This window comes from Cupriavidus sp. FW306-1B-F12B, assembly GCF_058781795.1.
This window is the reverse complement of record NZ_JBYSXC010000012.1, coordinates 33,309-49,244: the sequence shown is the minus strand read 5'-3', so window position 1 is coordinate 49,244 and position 15,936 is coordinate 33,309. Positions and strand designations below refer to the sequence as shown.

Below are 15,936 nucleotides of genomic sequence, written 5' to 3'. Positions count from 1 at the left end.
GGGCAGCGACAGCCCGCCAGTCAAAGTTCAGTATGGACAAGAATCCGCCTCTCGCCACCCACGCCGATGCCTCTGCGCACGCCAACGCAGCCGCGGCGCCCCTCACCCATCGATCTTGAAGCCGATATCCTTGATGAACTGCCCCCAGCGCGCATGATCGGTCCGGATCTGCGCGGCGAAGGCCTCAGGCGTGACCGCCTGCGGCGGCAGCACGCCAACGCCTGCCAGCCGCTTCTGGTAGGCCGGGTCGGCCAGCACCTTGCGCACCGCAGCAGAGACCGCATCGACCGTGGCCTTGGGCATGGCCTTGGGGCCGAACAGCGCGAAATAGCCGCTGAGCTGCTCCATCTCAGGAAAGCCCTGCTCACGGAAGGTAGGCGCCCCGGGCGCCAGATCAGAGCGTTCCGGGATGGTGGTGGCCAGCGCCTTGGTCTTGCCGGCCTGGTATAGCGGCACGCCGGTGGTCAGGCCGTCGATCATCAGCGGCACCACGCCGCCCACGAGGTCCTGCGTGGCCGGCGCCGAGCCCTTGTACAGCACCGGTTCTAGGTTGGTGCCGGCCAGCCGGTTGAACAGCAGCGGACCGAAGTGCGACGACGTGCCCGGACCGTACGAGGCCGAGTGGATCGGCTTGGTCGGGTTCGCCTTGGAATAGGCGATCAGTTCCTTCAGCGTGGAGTACGGCGCATCCTTGTTGGCCACCAGCAGCACCGGGGCGCGGCCAAGTTCCGCCAGCGCGGTGAGGTCGGTCAACGGGTCGTAAGGAACGCGATTGATATGCGCGCCCGAGGTGGCCGAGGAACCCAGCGTCACCAGCAGCGTCTGCCCGTCATTCTTGGCGCGGATCACATCCTGCGTGGCGGGAATGGTGGCCCCGCCGGGCTTGTTCTCCACCACCACCGACTGCCCGGTCACGCGCGTCAGGTAGTCGGCAAACAAGCGTGCCACCACGTCGGTGCCGCCACCAGGCGGATAGGCCACGACCAGCCGGATGGCGCGCGCCGGCCACTGCTGCGCGATGGCGTGCGGCGCGACGCCGGCGGCCGCCGCGATGGCCGCGGCGCTCAGGAACTGTCGACGATCCATGTATGAAGTCTCCGCGTTATCGTTGTACGCCGCGCTGGCGGCGGGTACTTCATGTTAGAGGCTGTTTCGCCGCGGGACAGGCCCGGGTTTTCCACCATGCGCAACCGGCAAAGCCGTCAGCAAACACGCCGCGACTACCGCACGCGCGCGCCGCGGCCTTCCTGACAGCCCTGACAGGCTGGCGTCACCGTTCCAACCGCCTCCGTTGGCTATAAACCAGCATGCCAATGGCTTGTGGATCCGGCGGATCCGACTGCCATGCCTGCGTTCTCCCTCACCTCATATCTGCTCACGGCGCTCGGCCCTTATGCGCGACGGTTGTGGTTTGCAGCCGCGGCGCTCTGCGTGCTCGCGCTCGGCACGCTCGGCCTGGTCCGGCGCAGCCACAACCTGGTGCGGGTCGGCGATGCCGACGGGATCTTCACCGTCACGCAGCTGTCGCCCATCACCGTGGAATTCACCATGCCGCAGTCGGCGCTGCCGGTGCTGCAACACCTGAGCGCCGGCGGCGCGAACGCGGCCGTGCACGCGCATGCACGCGACGGCGGCGCGCCGCTGGCGCAGGGGCGCCTGCTGGGGTGATCGACAGCCGCGTGGGCACCGGCAATGGCGCGGTCCGGGTCAAGGCCGAGTTCGACAACCGCGCCGGCGAGCTGTGGCCGGGCCAGTTTGTCGCGGTGCGGCTGCAGACCGGGCTGCTGCGCGATGCGCTGGCGGCGCGGCCCGCCGTGCTGCGCTACGGCGAACAGGACCAGCCTAATGTGTTCCGCGTCAGGCCGGCTTCGTGCTGATCCCCAAGGGCTTCTTCCCGCTGCAGGACACCGCATTCGTGCTGGGCACCTCGCAGGCGGCGGCGGATATCCCCAATGCGGACACGGTCGCCAAGCATCGCGCCCTCGCCGACATCATCGCTGCCGACCCGGCCGTGCTGACGGTCAACCATTCGGTCGGCATGACCGGCGGCAGCCAGGCCCTGGCCAACGGCCGCTTCTGGATCGTGCTCAAGGACCGTTCCGACCGCGACGTCTCGGCCAGCGGCCTGATCGACCGCCTGCGGCCCAGGCTGGCCGCGGTGCCGGGCATCCAGCGCTACCTGCGCGCAGCGCAGGACATCAATATCGGCGCCGGACAGCCGCGTGCCCAGTACCAGTACGTGCTCAAGGGCAACGAAACCGCCGAACTGTATGCGTGGTCGCAGCGGCTCACCAGCGCGCTGCAAGGCGAGCCGCTCTGGCCATCGTCAAGGCAATCGCCACCATGCACGGCGGCAGCGTGTTCGCGCAGGTGCAGGCGGACGCGATCCGGATCGGCATGACACTGCCGGTCAGCGAGCCGGCGCAAGCCGCACCCGCGCCGGCACGGCCGGTGCCGCGCCCCGCGGCGGCCTGATTGCGGCGCGTTGGTGCCTCAGGCCGCGCCCCGGAGCGGCCCGAACCGCTCCACGTACAACCCCGCCACCCAATCGACAAACACCCGCACCCGCGGTGCCAGCTGCCGGTGGAACGGATACAGCGCCGACACCGGCAAGTCCGGGCACGGCCAGGCCTCAAGCACCGGCACCAGCCGTCCCGCGCGCAGGTGCTCTTCCACGCGGAAGCGCGGCACCTGGATCAGGCCGCAGCCGGCCAGCGCCGCGCTGGTATAGCACTCGGCATCGCTTACCGAGATCCAGCCGCGCGCCTTGAACTCCCGCACCTCGCCATCGACGGTCAGCGTGAAGGGATAACGGTGGTCATGGTTGCGCGAGAAGAACCCCACGCCGATGTGCTGCGCCAGCTCAGACGGGTGTTGCGGCGTGCCGTGCGCGGCCAGGTATGCGGGGCTGGCGCACAGCACCTCCGGCATATCCGCCAGCCGCCGGGCCACCAGCGAGGAATCGCGCGGCCGCCCGGCACGCACCACGCAATCGATGCCCTCCCCGACCAGGTCGACCAGCCGGTCGCCGCTGCTGACGATCAGGTCGATATGCGGATAGCGCTCCCGGAACTCGCCGATGCGCGGCAGGATGATCATGGTGGCGTGGGTGCCATGCAGGTCCAGCCGCAGCGGGCCGCGCGGGTTGGCCACCTGCGTGCTGAGCGAGGTCTCGGCGTCTTCCAGGTCCTGCAGCACGCGCTTGCTGCGCTCATAGAACGCCTGCCCGTCCAGCGTGGGGCGCACCTGGCGCGTGGTGCGCTCCAGCAGGCGCGCGCCGACGCGGGCCTCAAGTTCCTTGATGGCGTGCGTGGCGGTGGCGCGTGGCATGTCCAGCGCGCTGGCGGCGCCGGTGAAGGAGCCCAGTTCCACGATCCGGGTAAAGAGTTGCAGCGCGTCGAAGCGGTCCATGCGGAGGGGCTGTCATAGCGGAAAGGTCACTTCCGGATTGGAATCAGGTTCCGGGCGCGCGTCAAGCCAGATCTCCGCTCGCCTGTCCGGGGTCGGGTCCTTGACTGCGGGCAGGGACCACGAATCAGCCAGGCATCGATTCTGCTAGCCTATATTTCATTAATAGTCTTCTGCCGTTCTCCCACGTGTCCCGCGCCGGGCATGTGGCGAGTATGCAATCCGGTTAGTGCTGGGAGATGGGATATGAGCGCCGTTCCTGAGTCGCGGGTCACCGGCACCACTTCGGCCCCAGGGAAAGGTCCCGTCACTTCCACCCGGCATGTGTGGACCCGATACTGGGCCATTGCAAAACTTTACTGGTTCTCGCGGGAAAAATGGAAAGCCTCCGGCTTGCTGGTCCTGCTGATCCTGCTGCTGTTGGGCCAGACCCAGTCCGAGGTACTGATCGTCCAGCAAACCGGTGAATTCACCTCGGCCCTGGCAGCGCAAGACGCGGATCGTTTCTGGGCCTCGATCAGGAAGTGTCTCTATATCCTGATGGTGGCAGTCCCCATCTACGCGGTCTATTACTACCTGAGGAACAAGCTGGGCCTGCTCTGGAGACGCTGGCTGACGTATCACTATCTGGACGGGTATTTCAAAGGCCGGGTCTACTACAAGCTCAATTCAGATGCCGCGATCGACAATCCGGACCAGCGCATCGCCGAAGACATCAATACCTTCACGCGGCAATCCCTGTTCTTCCTTTCAATCGGTATCGGCGCGCTGCTGCAGCTCATCGCCTTCAGCGCCGTCCTGTGGTCGATCTCAAGAGAGCTGGTCTACTTTCTTGTCATTTATGCCATCGCCGGTACATTTATCTCCATCTTCTTCTTCGGCCGCGTCCTGATCGGCCTGAACTTCTTCCAGCTAAGGCGGGAGGCGGATTTCCGCTTCAGCCTGATCCGGGTGCGTGAGAACGCCGAGTCCATTGCGTTCTATCGCGGCGAGGCGCTGGAGTCATCCCATGTGAGCGGCCGTTTTGGCAAGGCCTTCCAGAATTTCGACCGGCTCATCAAGTGGCAACTGAGCCTGAACATGTTCCAGTATGCCTATGGCTTCCTGACCATCCTGCTGCCCAGCGCCATCGTCGCTTCACGCGTGCTTTCCGGAGAGCTTGAAGTCGGCAGCGCCATCCAGGCGGCCGGCGCGTTCGCCGCCATCCTGAACGCGCTGACCGTGATCGTCGACAACTTTGAAGACCTGAGCCGCTTCGTGGCGGGGCTGGATCGACTGGACACATTCTCCATCTCGCTGACCGGTACGGCAGCAGCCTCCGTGAAGCCGGCCACCACGATCGAGTCCATCCATGACTCCCGCCTGGCGCTGGAACATGTGACCTTGCGCACGCCGAATCAGGAGCGGACGCTGGTCACCGACCTGACGCTGTCGGTCAACCCGGGAGAGGGCCTGCTTATCGTCGGCGCCAGCGGCGGCGGCAAGAGTTCGCTGATGCGCGCGATCGCCGGATTGTGGAACAACGGCACGGGATGCATCGTGCGGCCAATGCCGCAGGAAATGCTGTTCCTGCCGCAGCATCCTTACATGGTGGTCGGCAGCCTGCGCAGCCAGTTGCTGTACCCGAACCACATTGGCCAGCGAATCCCTGACGAGGAGCTTCTGAAGTTGCTGGAAACGGTCAACCTGAAGGACCTCGCTGGCCGCTTTGGCGGCCTGGACACGGAAGTGGACTGGGGCAAAGTCCTGTCCCTTGGCGAGCAGCAGCGGCTGACCATCGCCCGCGTACTGCTGTCAAAGCCGCGCTATGTCATGCTGGACGAAGCGACCAGTGCCCTGGATATCAGCAATGAGGAAGCCATGTACCAGCTGCTCGCCGACATGCAGTCGACGCTTGTCAGCGTCAGCCACCGGCCCACGCTGCTGAAATTCCACCACCAGGTGCTGGAACTGCCCGGGAACGGAAAGTGGTGGCTGCATCCGACCAGGGACTATCGTTTTGGCTGGTAGGCATCCGGCGGCCCTCTACTATCATCGTGCTGTGCTAACGTCGCGCAAGGCACATTTGATGTGGAGGGCGTTTGCATGCAAGCGGGCATTGTCGAGGCCGGCTATGGGTCGGACCCGGTCGGTCTGGTCAGCGGTTTCCTGTTCGAACCCGGCGGGCCGGTGCGCGAGATCGATTCCCGTGCCGCGGCGGCATGGCTGCAGCAGATGCCGTCAGAACCGCCGGACGCCGTGCACCATCGCCCGTTCCTGTGGCTGCATTTCAACCTGTCGCACAGCGCGTGCGAGCGCTGGATGAAGGGCCAGCTGGCCCTGCCTGACGAATTCTTCGAGGCCCTGCGGCAGGGTTCGCGCTCGACGCGGATCGAGCGCCTCGACGCCGCCCTGCTGGCCGTGGTCAACGACGTGATCTACAACTTCGGCGTCACCTCGACGGATATCTCCACGCTCTGGGCCCATGCCGACCACCGCCTGCTGGTGACGGCCCGTGCCAGGCCGCTGCGTTCCGTGGACCGGCTGCGCGAGGCGGTGCGGCGCGGCGAGGCCTTCCGCTCGCCACTGGACCTTGTGGTGCACCTGCTGCGTGACCAGGCCGACGTGCTGGTGCAGATCGTGCGCGAGACCGGTGTGAACGTCGACCAGATCGAAGACCAGTTGCTGTCGCAGCGCCTGCAAGGCAACCGCGCCGACCTGGGTTCGATGCGGCGCGGGCTGGTGCGGCTGCAACGGCTGCTGGCGCCCGAGCCCGGCGCCCTGTTCCGGCTACTGAACCGGCCGCCGGCCTGGCTGCAGGAATCGGACCTGCAGGAGTTGCGTGAATCGACCGAGGAATTCTCGCTGGTGCTCAACGACCTGGCGGCGCTGGTCGAACGCATCAAGCTGTTGCAGGAAGAAATTGCCGCCAAGCTCAACGAGCAAACCAACCGCACGCTGTTCACGCTGACGCTGGTGACAGTACTGGCGCTTCCGATCAACATCGTGGCCGGCTTTTTCGGCATGAATGTGGGCGGCATTCCGCTGGCCGAACACCCGCACGGCTTTTGGGTACTGGTGGCGCTGGTGGCAAGTTTCACGGTGCTGGCCGGGCGCTGGGCATTCCGCAAGCAAGCGGGGTAGGTAACGCTTGCGGGATGTACCATACTTCAGGCAGTGTCCCCTGGCTCTCGCCCCCTAACCTGAGGAGCCCTGCCATGAAGCTATTTCGCATTGCTGCCCTGGCGTTCGTGCTTGCGGGATGCGCCATGAACCAGGGCACGCCAGGCACGGCGCAGGCATCGCGCACGGAAAGCTGCAAGGTGACGTCGGAGCAGGAGATTGCGGCGTTGTTTGATCGATGGAACCGGTCACTGCAGACAGGCGATCCACACAAGGTGGTGGCCAACTATGCGGAACGGTCCATTCTTCTGCCGACGGTATCCAACAAGCCCCGCTTGACCGTCGCGGAGAAAGAAGACTATTTCCATCACTTCCTGCAAGACGGTCCATCCGGGAAGATCGACTTCCGCAGCATTGAACTGAGATGCAATTCCGCCGTGGATTCCGGGCTCTACACCTTCACCTTCGCACGAACGGGAACCGTGGTGAAGGCCCGCTATACCTACACCTATCACTGGGATGGCAAGCAATGGCTGATTACAAGCCATCACTCGTCAGCCATGCCGGAGAAGAAGTAACTGAGGCATAAGCCTCAGTTACCGGGGGGCGGGGGCCTACGGCCGCGCATTCACCTGGCGGCGCCTGGCCCAGCGCCCTTACTGCATGTGCTGCCCGCCGTTGATGGCGATATTGGACCCGGTCACGTAGGCCGCTTCCTCCGAGCACAGGTAGGCAACCAGCGCTGCGACTTCTTCCGGCTTGCCGACGCGGCCGACCGGAATCTGCGGCAGGATCTTGGTCTCCATGATTTCCTTGGGCACGGCGTTGACCATCTTGGTGGCAAGGTAGCCCGGAGAGACGGTGTTGACGGTCACGCCCTTCCTTGCCACTTCCAGCGCCAGCGACTTGGTGAAGCCGTGCATCCCGGCCTTGGCGGCGGCATAGTTGGTCTGTCCGAAGGCGCCCTTGGATGCGTTGACCGACGAGATGTTGATGATGCGTCCCCAGCCGCGTTCGACCATGCCTTCGCAAAGCGGCTTGGTGAGATTGAATACCGAGTCGAGATTGGTCCGCATCACGGCGTCCCAGTTCGGCTTGTCCATTTTCTTGAAGGCCATGTCGCGGGTAATGCCGGCGTTGTTCACCAGGATATCCACGCGGCCTACGTCAGCCAGGATCTGCGCGGCGCAAGCCTGGCAGGCATCGTAGTCGGATACATCCACCTCGTAGGCGCGCATCTCGCGGCCGCTGGCGGCCATCGCGGCAAGCCAGTCCTGGGCGGTCGCATTGCCCGGCGAGTGCGTCACCACCACCGCATAGCCTGCGTCGTGCAGCTTGATGCTGATGGCTTCTCCCAGCCCACCCATACCACCTGTTACCAGTGCAATTCTCTTCATCATCCTGCCTGCTTCATTCTCGTAAAGTTGAAAGACCCCTGCCTTGCCGGGACGGGCTCTTGCCTGATTGTCCCGAGCACATTCCCGCTGCCCTGGCGCGAACAAAGCGAGGGCGAGCCGGGCTGGATGACTCCGGGCCCAGCTTGTATGCCGATGCGGGAAGATTGGCGTCGCAGTGCTGCAAGCCAGGACAGCTGATGCCCCTGGCCTGCAAGCCTGCGATCTATGTTCAGCGCGCTGGCCTGGCCTGCTTGGCCAGCCGCACGCCGTTACTGCTTGGAAGCGCGGGGCGCCGCCTGCTGGGCCGCGCCGGAGGCAGCTGCGGCGGTCTTGGCAAAGTTGGCCTTGGCGGCTTCAGCCGTCTGCTTGGCGGCGTCCTGGAAGGATTGAAAGGTGCTGCTGGCGGCTGCAACGCTCGATTGCAGCAGCGCGGTGATCGCTTCAGACCCGGCCGGCGCGTTCTTCACGAAGTTGTCAACGAAGGCTTGCACATTGCGGTTGTGCTGTTCGTACTGGCCCTCGACTGCCTTGGTCAGTTCCACCTGCGTGGTCGATGCGATTTCGTACACATGGCGTGCATATGCAACCGCCTTCTCCGCGGCAGGCTGTGCCAGATTGCCCTGCACGGCGAACACTTCACGCAGGTCCTTTCCGGCCAGCACCGCTTCGATATTGCCCTGGCCTTCGGCAAGCGTCGTCCGGACTGCCTGCAGGTTCAACTCGGTCAACTTCTGGAAGCCGTCAAAAGCCATGTTCGTCAGCGCGAACAGTTGGTTCAGACTGGACTTTTGCGCTGCAGCAAATTGCTCGGGCATAAAAGGGGACATGCAAAATCTCCTGTGGATTGATCGAACGGATTCGCGCAACAGGTTTGCAACGTGAATCCGCCTCGGTTTGGCTTCCGGATTGGCAGCGCCACCAATCCTGCAGCGCAGCATCCGAGTGCGAATCCTAGAGGCTTTCTTCTAATTCAATCCCTAGGTACATACCCAAAAAGTCTTTAAAACATGACAATAAAAGTGCTTTATACGCCTCTATATTTACATGTGCTTACGCAGAAATGTTGCAATGCATGACATTTGCATGACATGTGTAGGGCCCACTTCACCCCAGAACTGCCGGCACGCCTCACGTAGCAGCCTTCCTGAGCCGCAGCGCATTGGTAATGACCGAGGCAGAACTCAGGCTCATCGCCAGCGCCGCAATCATGGGCGACAACAACAGGCCTGTCATTGGATACAGAACGCCCGCCGCCAGCGGAACGCCCAAGGCGTTATAAGCGAACGCAAAACCGAGGTTCTGCTTCATGTTTCGAATGGTCGCTTGCGAGAGTTTCCGGGCACGGGCAATGCCGCGCAAATCCCCCTTGACCAGCGTGACCTGAGCGCTGTTCATCGCGACATCGGTGCCCGTGCCCATGGCAATACCGACGTCCGCCTTCGCCAGCGCCGGCGCGTCGTTAATGCCGTCGCCCGCCATCGCCACCACCGCGCCTGCCTGTTGCAGCGAACTGACAAGTTCAAGCTTGTCCGCCGGCTTCACCTCGCCGTGGAACTCGTCAATGCCAAGTTTCCCGGCCACCGCCTTCGCCGTCGCAATCCCGTCGCCGGTCGCCATCACCACACGGATACCTTCTTCCCTGAGATGCGCCAGCGCCTCCGGCGTGGTGGCCTTGACCGGATCCGAGACGGCGAGCAGGCCGGCAAGCTTGCCTTCGATGGCGAGATACATGACGCTGGCGCCTTGCGCACGCAGCGCATCAGCCTGCGCCACTTGCCGATCGATGGGAACGCCTTCGGCTTCCATGAGCGCCGTGTTTCCGATCGCGACCTTCCTGCCGCCCAGCTTGCCTCTTACCCCGATCCCGGAACTCGATTCGAAGCCCTCCGGCTTTTCCAACTGCAGGCCGCGCTCACGGGCTGCTGCAACAATCGCGGCAGCCAGAGGATGTTCGCTGCCCTGATCCAGGCTGGCAGCCAACCGCAGCACGTCCTCCTCGGCATGGCCATTGGTGCCGATCGCGCGCTCAAGAGCCGGCCGACCCTCGGTGAGCGTCCCGGTCTTGTCGACAATCAGGGTATCGACCTTGCGCAGGTTCTCGATTGCAGCGGCGTCGCGGAACAGCACGCCGTTGGAAGCGCCCTTCCCGCTTGCAACCATGATGGACATCGGCGTGGCGAGACCCAGCGCGCACGGACATGCGATGATCAACACCGCGACCGCATTGATCAGCCCGAACACCCAGCTCGGCTCGGGGCCGAAGAGTCCCCACGCGACAAAGGTCAGCACCGCAATGCCGATGACACCGACGACGAAGACGCCGGCAACCTGGTCGGCCATCCGCTGCATCGGTGCCTTCGATCGCTGCGCTTGCGCCACCATCTGGACAATCTGGGACAGCACGGTCTGGGAGCCGACCTTTTCGGATTGGATGACAAGGCTGCCCGAAGTGTTCATCGTGGCGCCGATGACGCGGTCGCCGACGCGCTTGGTGGTCGGAATGGGCTCGCCAGTGATCATCGATTCGTCGACCGCGCTGGTGCCTTCCGTTACCACGCCATCGACCGGCACCTTCTCGCCGGGCCGCACGCGCAGCAGGTCGCCCACGTGGACATTGGCGAGCGGCACGTCCTCTTCGGCGCCGTCGGGACCGATACGCCGCGCCGTCTTGGGCGCCAGTCCCAGCAGCGACTTGATGGCGGCGGAAGTCTGGGAGCGGGCCTTGAGTTCAAGCAACTGACCCAGCAGCGTGAGGGAAATGATCACCGCCGCTGCCTCGAAGTAGACACCGATACGGCCATGCTCGGCGAACACCTGCGGAAATGCGCCAGGTATGACGGTCGCGATGACGCTGTAGACATAGGCCGCACCTGTGCCGATTCCGATCAGCGTCCACATGTTCGGACTACGGTTGACGATCGACTGGAAACACCGCACGAAGAACGGCCAGCCCGCCCACAGCACCACAGGCGTAGCCAGCGCAAGCTCGACCCAGCTCTGGGTCGACACCTCCATCCAGCCAAGGCGATGCCCGAACATGGCCATGACGAACACCACACCGGTGAGCGGTAGCGTCCACCAGAAGCGGTGACGGAAATCCACCAGCTCGGGATTCTCGCCTTCATCCAGTTCCGGCAACAACGGTTCCAGCGCCATGCCGCACTTGGGGCAGTTGCCCGGATGATCCTGGCGGATCTCCGGGTGCATGGGACAGGTATAAATCGCTCCCTCGGCAGCTGGCTGCGCCGCCCCGGCGCCAGTGCCAGCCGGTTCATGAACATGGTCATGGTGATGCGCATGCTCGTGATGAACAGGACCGGACTGGTCCTGAGTCGAGCCATGTGCACCGGCGCTGTGGCGGCCAGGCTCGGTTGCATCGCGTTCGTTGCTTGTCCTGTTCATCCTGGCTGCTTCCTTCAGTTGCCGGCCGGGCATCCACTGCGTCATCCGGCGTGCCTTTTACCTTCATGACACGCTCATGATGCGAAGACGACGGCCATTCGCGGTGGGACGTCCATGTCACGCCTGATGACCCCAGCTTAGAGGTTCCCATCGTTGGAAGGTCAAGGCCAAGAAAGCAACGGGACTGTTCTCAAAGGCCAACGCGCCTGGGTCCAGGATCAGTTGGCCGCCAATGAGAAGTCGCCTTCAGGGGCGAGGTCAGCCGCCGAAGAGATGACTACGGTCGATGGACGCGCACACCTTTTGCATTCGGCGCGCCCCGCAAGAGGACACCCAGGTCTACGGTGCGCCATGCCTTGGAGATGGACAACGCCGAAAGAACCAGCGTTGGGCGGCGAGGCAACCGCCTCGCCCTGTGCGTTTGGGCTGCCGTCAGCGCGCCTTGTTCGCAAGCCCTTCAACTTCAGCGCGCAGCCGCTCTTCCTGCTCCCGCAGTTCTGGCGTGAGTTCAGCACCGAAGTCCTCGACCTCGAACAGCGGGCGAATTTCGATTTCGGACTCGCTTTCCATGGGGTTGGGGCAGCGCCTGACCCATTCGACAGCCTCATCCATTGACTCGACTTGCCACAACCAGAATCCGGCAACGAGTTCGTTGGTCTGCGGGAACGGCCCGTCCGTCACAGTCCGCTGATCGCCCGAAAAGCGCACCCGCTTTCCCCTTGCGCTAGGGTGCAAGCCCTCGCCCGCAAGCATGACGCCCGCCTTGACGAGTTCTTCATTGAACTTGCCCATTGCCGCAAGCAACTCCGTGCTTGGCATCTTGCCGCTTTCTGATTCGCTCGTGGCCTTCACCATCACCATGACACGCATTGTGGTTCTCCTTGAAGGAATCGTTGGCGCCACAAGACCCCGAAGCGGGAGCCGCGGCGGCGGCGGGCGCCGGAAGCAGGATCCAATCAGAATAGTTGAATTCGGCAGCACCTGACTTGCGCGGGCCGTGCCGGTACCTCTACAGTTCGAGCCATGAAGAATGAAACCGCCGTAGCAGCGCTCGCTGCACTTGCCCAGGATTCCCGATTGGCGATCTTCCGCTTGCTGGTCCAGGCCGGCCCGGACGGCGTCAGCGCGGGCCGAATCCGCGAAGCGCTGGGTGTCGCACCCGCGACGCTGTCCTTCCATCTGAAAGAACTGGTCCACGCGGGTCTCATCAAGAATGCGCAGGAAGGCAAGTTCGTGATCTATCGGGCGCAATTCGAGACGATGAACGCGCTCATTGCCTTCCTGACGGAACATTGCTGCCAAGGCAATCCGCAGGGCTGCGGCGTGCCGGAAGTGGCATGCAAGCCGGCGGCCACCAAACGCCGCGGCGTCTCGTCCGAAGCGGCCTGAGCCATGGCGGCCTGAGCATCACGGCCGCCGGGATCGGAGCGCCTTGGGGCGGGCGTCAGGCCTTGCGCCCCGCTTCATACCAGCCTTGGGTCCGATTGACGATGCTGACCACCAGCAGCATGACCGGCACTTCAATCAGCACGCCGACCACCGTTGCCAGCGCCGCCCCGGACTTGAAGCCGAACAGGCTGATGGCCGTCGCCACGGCCAGCTCGAAGAAATTGCTGGCGCCGATCAGCGAGGACGGGCCCGCCACGCAATGCGCCACACCCAGTTTCCGGTTCAGCAGATACGCCAGGCCGGAGTTCAGGAACACCTGGATCAGGATGGGCACGGCCAGCAGCGCGATCACCAGCGGTTGCTCGATGATGGCCTGGCCCTGGAAGGCGAACAGCAGCACCAGTGTCAGCAGCAGCGCGGCGATTGAATACGGTCCGAGCTTGCCCACGACCCGCTGGAAATGCGCCACGCCCTTGCTCAGCAGCAGCTTGCGCAGCACCTGCGAAATCGCCACCGGCACCACGATATACAGCGCCACCGACGTCAGCAGCGTATCCCACGGCACCGTGATCGACGACAGGCCAAGCAGCAACGCCACCACCGGCGCGAACGCCACCACCATGATGGCATCGTTCAGTGCCACCTGCGACAGCGTGAAATACGGGTCACCCTTGCAGAGCTGGCTCCACACGAACACCATAGCCGTGCACGGCGCCGCAGCCAGCAGGATCAGCCCGGCGATATAGCTGTCGAGCTGCTCGGCGGGCAGCATGGGCGCAAACAGGTGCCGCACGAACAGCCAGCCCAGCAGCGCCATCGAGAACGGCTTGACCGCCCAGTTGATGAACAGCGTCACACCGATGCCGCGCCAGTGGGATTTCACCTGACCCAGTGCGCTGAAGTCGATCTTCAGCAGCATCGGGATAATCATGATCCAGATGAGGATGCCGACCGGCAGGTTCACCTGGGCGTACTCCATGCTGCCGATCGCCTGGAACGCGCCCGGCATCGCCTGCCCCAGCGCAATCCCGACGACGATGCACAGGGCCACCCAGATGGTCAGGTAGCGTTCAAAGAAGCCAATGGCGGGCTTCGTCGAAATGGGGGCGTGGGTGGTTGCGTTCTGATTCATTGGAGTTCCGGCGCCTTCAGTTCTTCGCGATCGCGTTGAGCGCGTCCTGCAGCTGCGCATTGCTCATGCCTTGCAGCGGCAACGCCAGCAGTTGCAGCATGCGGTAGCCAATGGCCTCGCGCGTCAGCTCGAATGCCAGCCGCTTGCCTTCGTCGCCGCCCAGGGCGTTGGACGGATCGGCATAGCCCCAGTGCACCTTGACCGGGCTGCCCGGCCAATACGGGCACTGTTCCGCCGCGGCGCTGTCGCAGACCGTGATCACGATCCGCATTTCCGGCGCGTTGTCGCCGACAAATTCGTCCCAGCTCTTGCTGCGATAGCCGCTCACGTCGACGCCGGCATTGGTCAGCGCTTCCAGTGCGAACGGGTTCAGGCGCCCGCTCGGTGCGCTGCCGGCGCTGAAGGCGCGCACATCCTTGCCGAGCTTGCTGGCCCAATGGTTGAGCATCCCTTCGCTCAGCACGCTGCGCGCGGAGTTATGGGTGCAAAGGATCAGAACGTTGGTGGTCATGGAGAGAGCGTGCTCAGCAGCACGACGAGTTGGAGTTCACCGCAATCCCGATCGGCTTGCCGCGCGGGGCACGCGGGGCACAGCAGGCGGAGCCTTCGGCGGACGCCGCTTCGGCGTTGCCTTCGCCGAATACCGGGACGTTGCCCAGCGTATGGAAGTGTTCCCAGGCAATGCCCTGCGGATCGGTGACCCAGTGTTTTTCGCTGCGCGCATAGCAGCAGGTGGTTTCACCCTGGTCCAGCAGCGCCATGTCGGCCGCCTCGGCGCGCGTTTTCAGTTCGGCAAGCTCGGCGGCGTCATCGGTCTGGAAACCGAGATGGTCGACGCCCGTCCCCTGCCCGCGCGTGGAGATCGCGAAGTTGATGCGCGGATCCTCGAGCATCCATTTGGCGTAGTCGCTCTCGACTCGCGTCGGTTCAGCGGCAAAGAGCTTTGAATAGAAGGCAATGCTCTTGCCAAGGTCGTCGACATGGACGTGAACGTGAAAGCGCTTCATCGGAACATCTCCATCAGCAGTGACAGGAAACCGCGGCTTCCTCGACGCCTTCGCAGCAATTGGCGGTCAGGTAGCCGAGCAATGCATTCATATGCGCGAAAGCGGCGCGGTAGATCAGGTTGCGTCCGTCGCGCTCCTGCGTCACCAGGCCGGCGTGCGCCAGTTCCTTCAGGTGGAACGACAAGGTGGCCGCAGGCACGCCCAGCCGCTCGACCATCGCGCCGGGTGTCATGCCACCCGGGCCGACGACGACCAGCATCCGAAAGACCTGGAGGCGCAGCCCGTGGGCCAATGCAGCAAGGGAGCGGACAACATCATTCTCTTCCATATTTCTACAATACTGGAAATATAGGATTGATGCAATGCCTGATTCTGCGAAGCGCTGCCGGCACCGCGTTAGAATGTCGCAACTCTTCGCAGCACGGCAGCTTCAACCAAGGAGCGTCTCCATGCTCAAGCTCTACGGCTTTTCGAAGGTCAATGCTGGCGCGCGCGGCCACACCCGCGACCTGCGCGTGCTGTGGGCGCTCGAAGAGATGCAACTGCCGTTCGAGCTGGCCGGCATGGACCATCCTGCACACGACCTGAGCACCGACGCCTATCGCCGGCTCAGCCCGTTCGAACAGATCCCGTCGATCGACGACGACGGCTTGGTGCTGTCCGAATCCGCCGCCATCCTCGTCTACCTGGCGAAGAAGTCCGGCCGCCTGATCCCCGCCGACCGCGCCGGCGAGGCGCAGGTGGTGCGCTGGTGCTTCGCCGCGATGAACTCGGTCGAGCCGCCGCTGCTCAGCCTGATGGTGCTCGACTGGACGGCGGATGGCAGCTGCGGCAAACACCGCGAGTTCCTGGTCGGCTGGGTGAATCGGGTGCTGACGAACCTGGAGCGCTGGTTCGATGACCGCGACTTCGTCGCGACCAAGGATTTCACCGTTGCCGACATCCTGATGGCGCACGTGCTCCTCTCTGGCATCAAGGACCAGGGATTGATCGCGCCGTATCCGGGAGTCGCGTCGTATCGGGACCGGTGCCTGGCTCGGCCCGCATGGAAGCGGACCATCGAGGCGTACTGCGCGCGGGTCGAGGCGGGATAGGTCGC

The 15,936-nt window shown here is 64.0% G+C and carries 18 protein-coding genes; 8 read left to right on the top strand and 10 right to left on the bottom strand.

Translation table 11 applies throughout. The features are described from left to right. Nucleotides 1–102 precede the first annotated feature (102 nt). Nucleotides 103–1,086, bottom strand: a complete 984-nt coding sequence (locus AC3WLE_RS20015) for a Bug family tripartite tricarboxylate transporter substrate binding protein (RefSeq protein WP_492356473.1) — start codon at nt 1,084–1,086, stop codon at nt 103–105. Between the two features lie 258 nt (nt 1,087–1,344). Here AC3WLE_RS20015 and AC3WLE_RS20010 point away from each other — a divergent pair, with 258 nt between their 5' ends. The 3 genes from AC3WLE_RS20010 to AC3WLE_RS20000 are packed head-to-tail and all read left to right on the top strand — an operon-like array spanning nt 1,345 to nt 2,401. Continuing rightward, on the top strand, nt 1,345–1,668 hold the full coding sequence (locus AC3WLE_RS20010) for a hypothetical protein (RefSeq protein ID WP_492317911.1): 324 nt from the start codon (nt 1,345–1,347) through the stop codon (nt 1,666–1,668). After that, on the top strand, nt 1,665–1,877 hold the full coding sequence (locus tag AC3WLE_RS20005) for a hypothetical protein (RefSeq protein WP_492317912.1): 213 nt from the start codon (nt 1,665–1,667) through the stop codon (nt 1,875–1,877). The genes AC3WLE_RS20010 and AC3WLE_RS20005 overlap by 4 nt, the downstream gene beginning before the upstream one ends. Next, nucleotides 1,871–2,401, top strand: a complete 531-nt coding sequence (locus AC3WLE_RS20000; RefSeq protein ID WP_492352724.1) for an efflux RND transporter permease subunit — start codon at nt 1,871–1,873, stop codon at nt 2,399–2,401. The genes AC3WLE_RS20005 and AC3WLE_RS20000 overlap by 7 nt, the downstream gene beginning before the upstream one ends. 92 nt (nt 2,402–2,493) lie before the next feature. On the opposite strand, the gene AC3WLE_RS19995 is transcribed toward AC3WLE_RS20000, so the two are convergent. Continuing rightward, nucleotides 2,494–3,411, bottom strand: a complete 918-nt coding sequence (locus AC3WLE_RS19995) for a LysR family transcriptional regulator (protein WP_492317914.1) — start codon at nt 3,409–3,411, stop codon at nt 2,494–2,496. Nucleotides 3,412–3,654: 243 nt separating this feature from the next. Here AC3WLE_RS19995 and AC3WLE_RS19990 point away from each other — a divergent pair, with 243 nt between their 5' ends. The 3 genes from AC3WLE_RS19990 (at nt 3,655) to AC3WLE_RS19980 (ending at nt 7,088) form a co-directional block, all read left to right on the top strand. Further along, entirely contained in the window at nt 3,655–5,418 is a 1,764-nt protein-coding gene (locus AC3WLE_RS19990) for an ABC transporter ATP-binding protein/permease (RefSeq protein WP_492356472.1), read from the top strand. A gap of 75 nt (nt 5,419–5,493) precedes the next feature. Further along, entirely contained in the window at nt 5,494–6,531 is a 1,038-nt protein-coding gene (locus AC3WLE_RS19985) for a transporter (RefSeq protein ID WP_492317916.1), read from the top strand. 74 nt (nt 6,532–6,605) lie between these two features. Further along, the gene (locus tag AC3WLE_RS19980) at nt 6,606–7,088 is read left to right on the top strand and encodes a DUF4440 domain-containing protein (protein WP_492352727.1); all 483 of its coding nucleotides are present in this window, start codon (nt 6,606–6,608) and stop codon (nt 7,086–7,088) included. A 78-nt stretch (nt 7,089–7,166) separates the two neighbouring features. Here the strand turns inward: AC3WLE_RS19980 and phbB are convergent, their stop codons facing one another. The 4 genes from phbB to AC3WLE_RS19960 all read right to left on the bottom strand — a co-directional run bounded on the left by phbB (nt 7,167) and on the right by AC3WLE_RS19960 (nt 12,179). Next, nucleotides 7,167–7,910, bottom strand: coding sequence for an acetoacetyl-CoA reductase (gene phbB / locus AC3WLE_RS19975; protein WP_035828351.1), 744 nt, complete (start codon nt 7,908–7,910; stop codon nt 7,167–7,169). A gap of 266 nt (nt 7,911–8,176) precedes the next feature. After that, complete coding sequence (gene phaP3 / locus AC3WLE_RS19970; protein WP_492317949.1) at nt 8,177–8,734, bottom strand: TIGR01841 family phasin PhaP3; 558 nt, start codon at nt 8,732–8,734, stop codon at nt 8,177–8,179. A gap of 301 nt (nt 8,735–9,035) precedes the next feature. Next, nucleotides 9,036–11,114 carry a copper-transporting P-type ATPase gene (locus AC3WLE_RS19965; RefSeq protein ID WP_492317950.1) on the bottom strand — a complete coding sequence of 693 codons (2,079 nt, stop codon included), beginning with the start codon at nt 11,112–11,114 and terminating at the stop codon, nt 9,036–9,038. A gap of 627 nt (nt 11,115–11,741) precedes the next feature. After that, nucleotides 11,742–12,179 carry a YciI family protein gene (locus AC3WLE_RS19960; protein ID WP_035828342.1) on the bottom strand — a complete coding sequence of 146 codons (438 nt, stop codon included), beginning with the start codon at nt 12,177–12,179 and terminating at the stop codon, nt 11,742–11,744. A gap of 153 nt (nt 12,180–12,332) precedes the next feature. On the opposite strand from AC3WLE_RS19960, the gene AC3WLE_RS19955 reads away from it, so the two are divergent. Then, nucleotides 12,333–12,698 (top strand): ArsR/SmtB family transcription factor, encoded by a 366-nt coding sequence (locus AC3WLE_RS19955; RefSeq protein ID WP_492356471.1) that lies wholly within the window; start codon nt 12,333–12,335, stop codon nt 12,696–12,698. Between the two features lie 55 nt (nt 12,699–12,753). Here AC3WLE_RS19955 and arsB read toward each other — a convergent pair whose 3' ends face one another. From arsB to AC3WLE_RS19935, 4 genes are read right to left on the bottom strand one after another with little or no spacing between them, the layout of a single operon-like run. Beyond that, complete coding sequence (arsB, locus tag AC3WLE_RS19950; protein WP_492317920.1) at nt 12,754–13,830, bottom strand: ACR3 family arsenite efflux transporter; 1,077 nt, start codon at nt 13,828–13,830, stop codon at nt 12,754–12,756. A 16-nt stretch (nt 13,831–13,846) separates the two neighbouring features. Beyond that, nucleotides 13,847–14,341: an arsenate reductase ArsC gene (locus tag AC3WLE_RS19945; protein ID WP_492317921.1), complete on the bottom strand. Its 495-nt coding sequence runs from the start codon at nt 14,339–14,341 to the stop codon at nt 13,847–13,849. A gap of 13 nt (nt 14,342–14,354) precedes the next feature. Continuing rightward, entirely contained in the window at nt 14,355–14,837 is a 483-nt protein-coding gene (locus tag AC3WLE_RS19940) for an ArsI/CadI family heavy metal resistance metalloenzyme (protein ID WP_492356470.1), read from the bottom strand. A gap of 13 nt (nt 14,838–14,850) precedes the next feature. Further along, the gene (locus AC3WLE_RS19935) at nt 14,851–15,165 is read right to left on the bottom strand and encodes an ArsR/SmtB family transcription factor (protein ID WP_492356469.1); all 315 of its coding nucleotides are present in this window, start codon (nt 15,163–15,165) and stop codon (nt 14,851–14,853) included. A 121-nt stretch (nt 15,166–15,286) separates the two neighbouring features. Here AC3WLE_RS19935 and AC3WLE_RS19930 point away from each other — a divergent pair, with 121 nt between their 5' ends. Beyond that, nucleotides 15,287–15,931, top strand: a complete 645-nt coding sequence (locus tag AC3WLE_RS19930; protein ID WP_492317923.1) for a glutathione S-transferase family protein — start codon at nt 15,287–15,289, stop codon at nt 15,929–15,931. Nucleotides 15,932–15,936 lie beyond the last annotated feature (5 nt).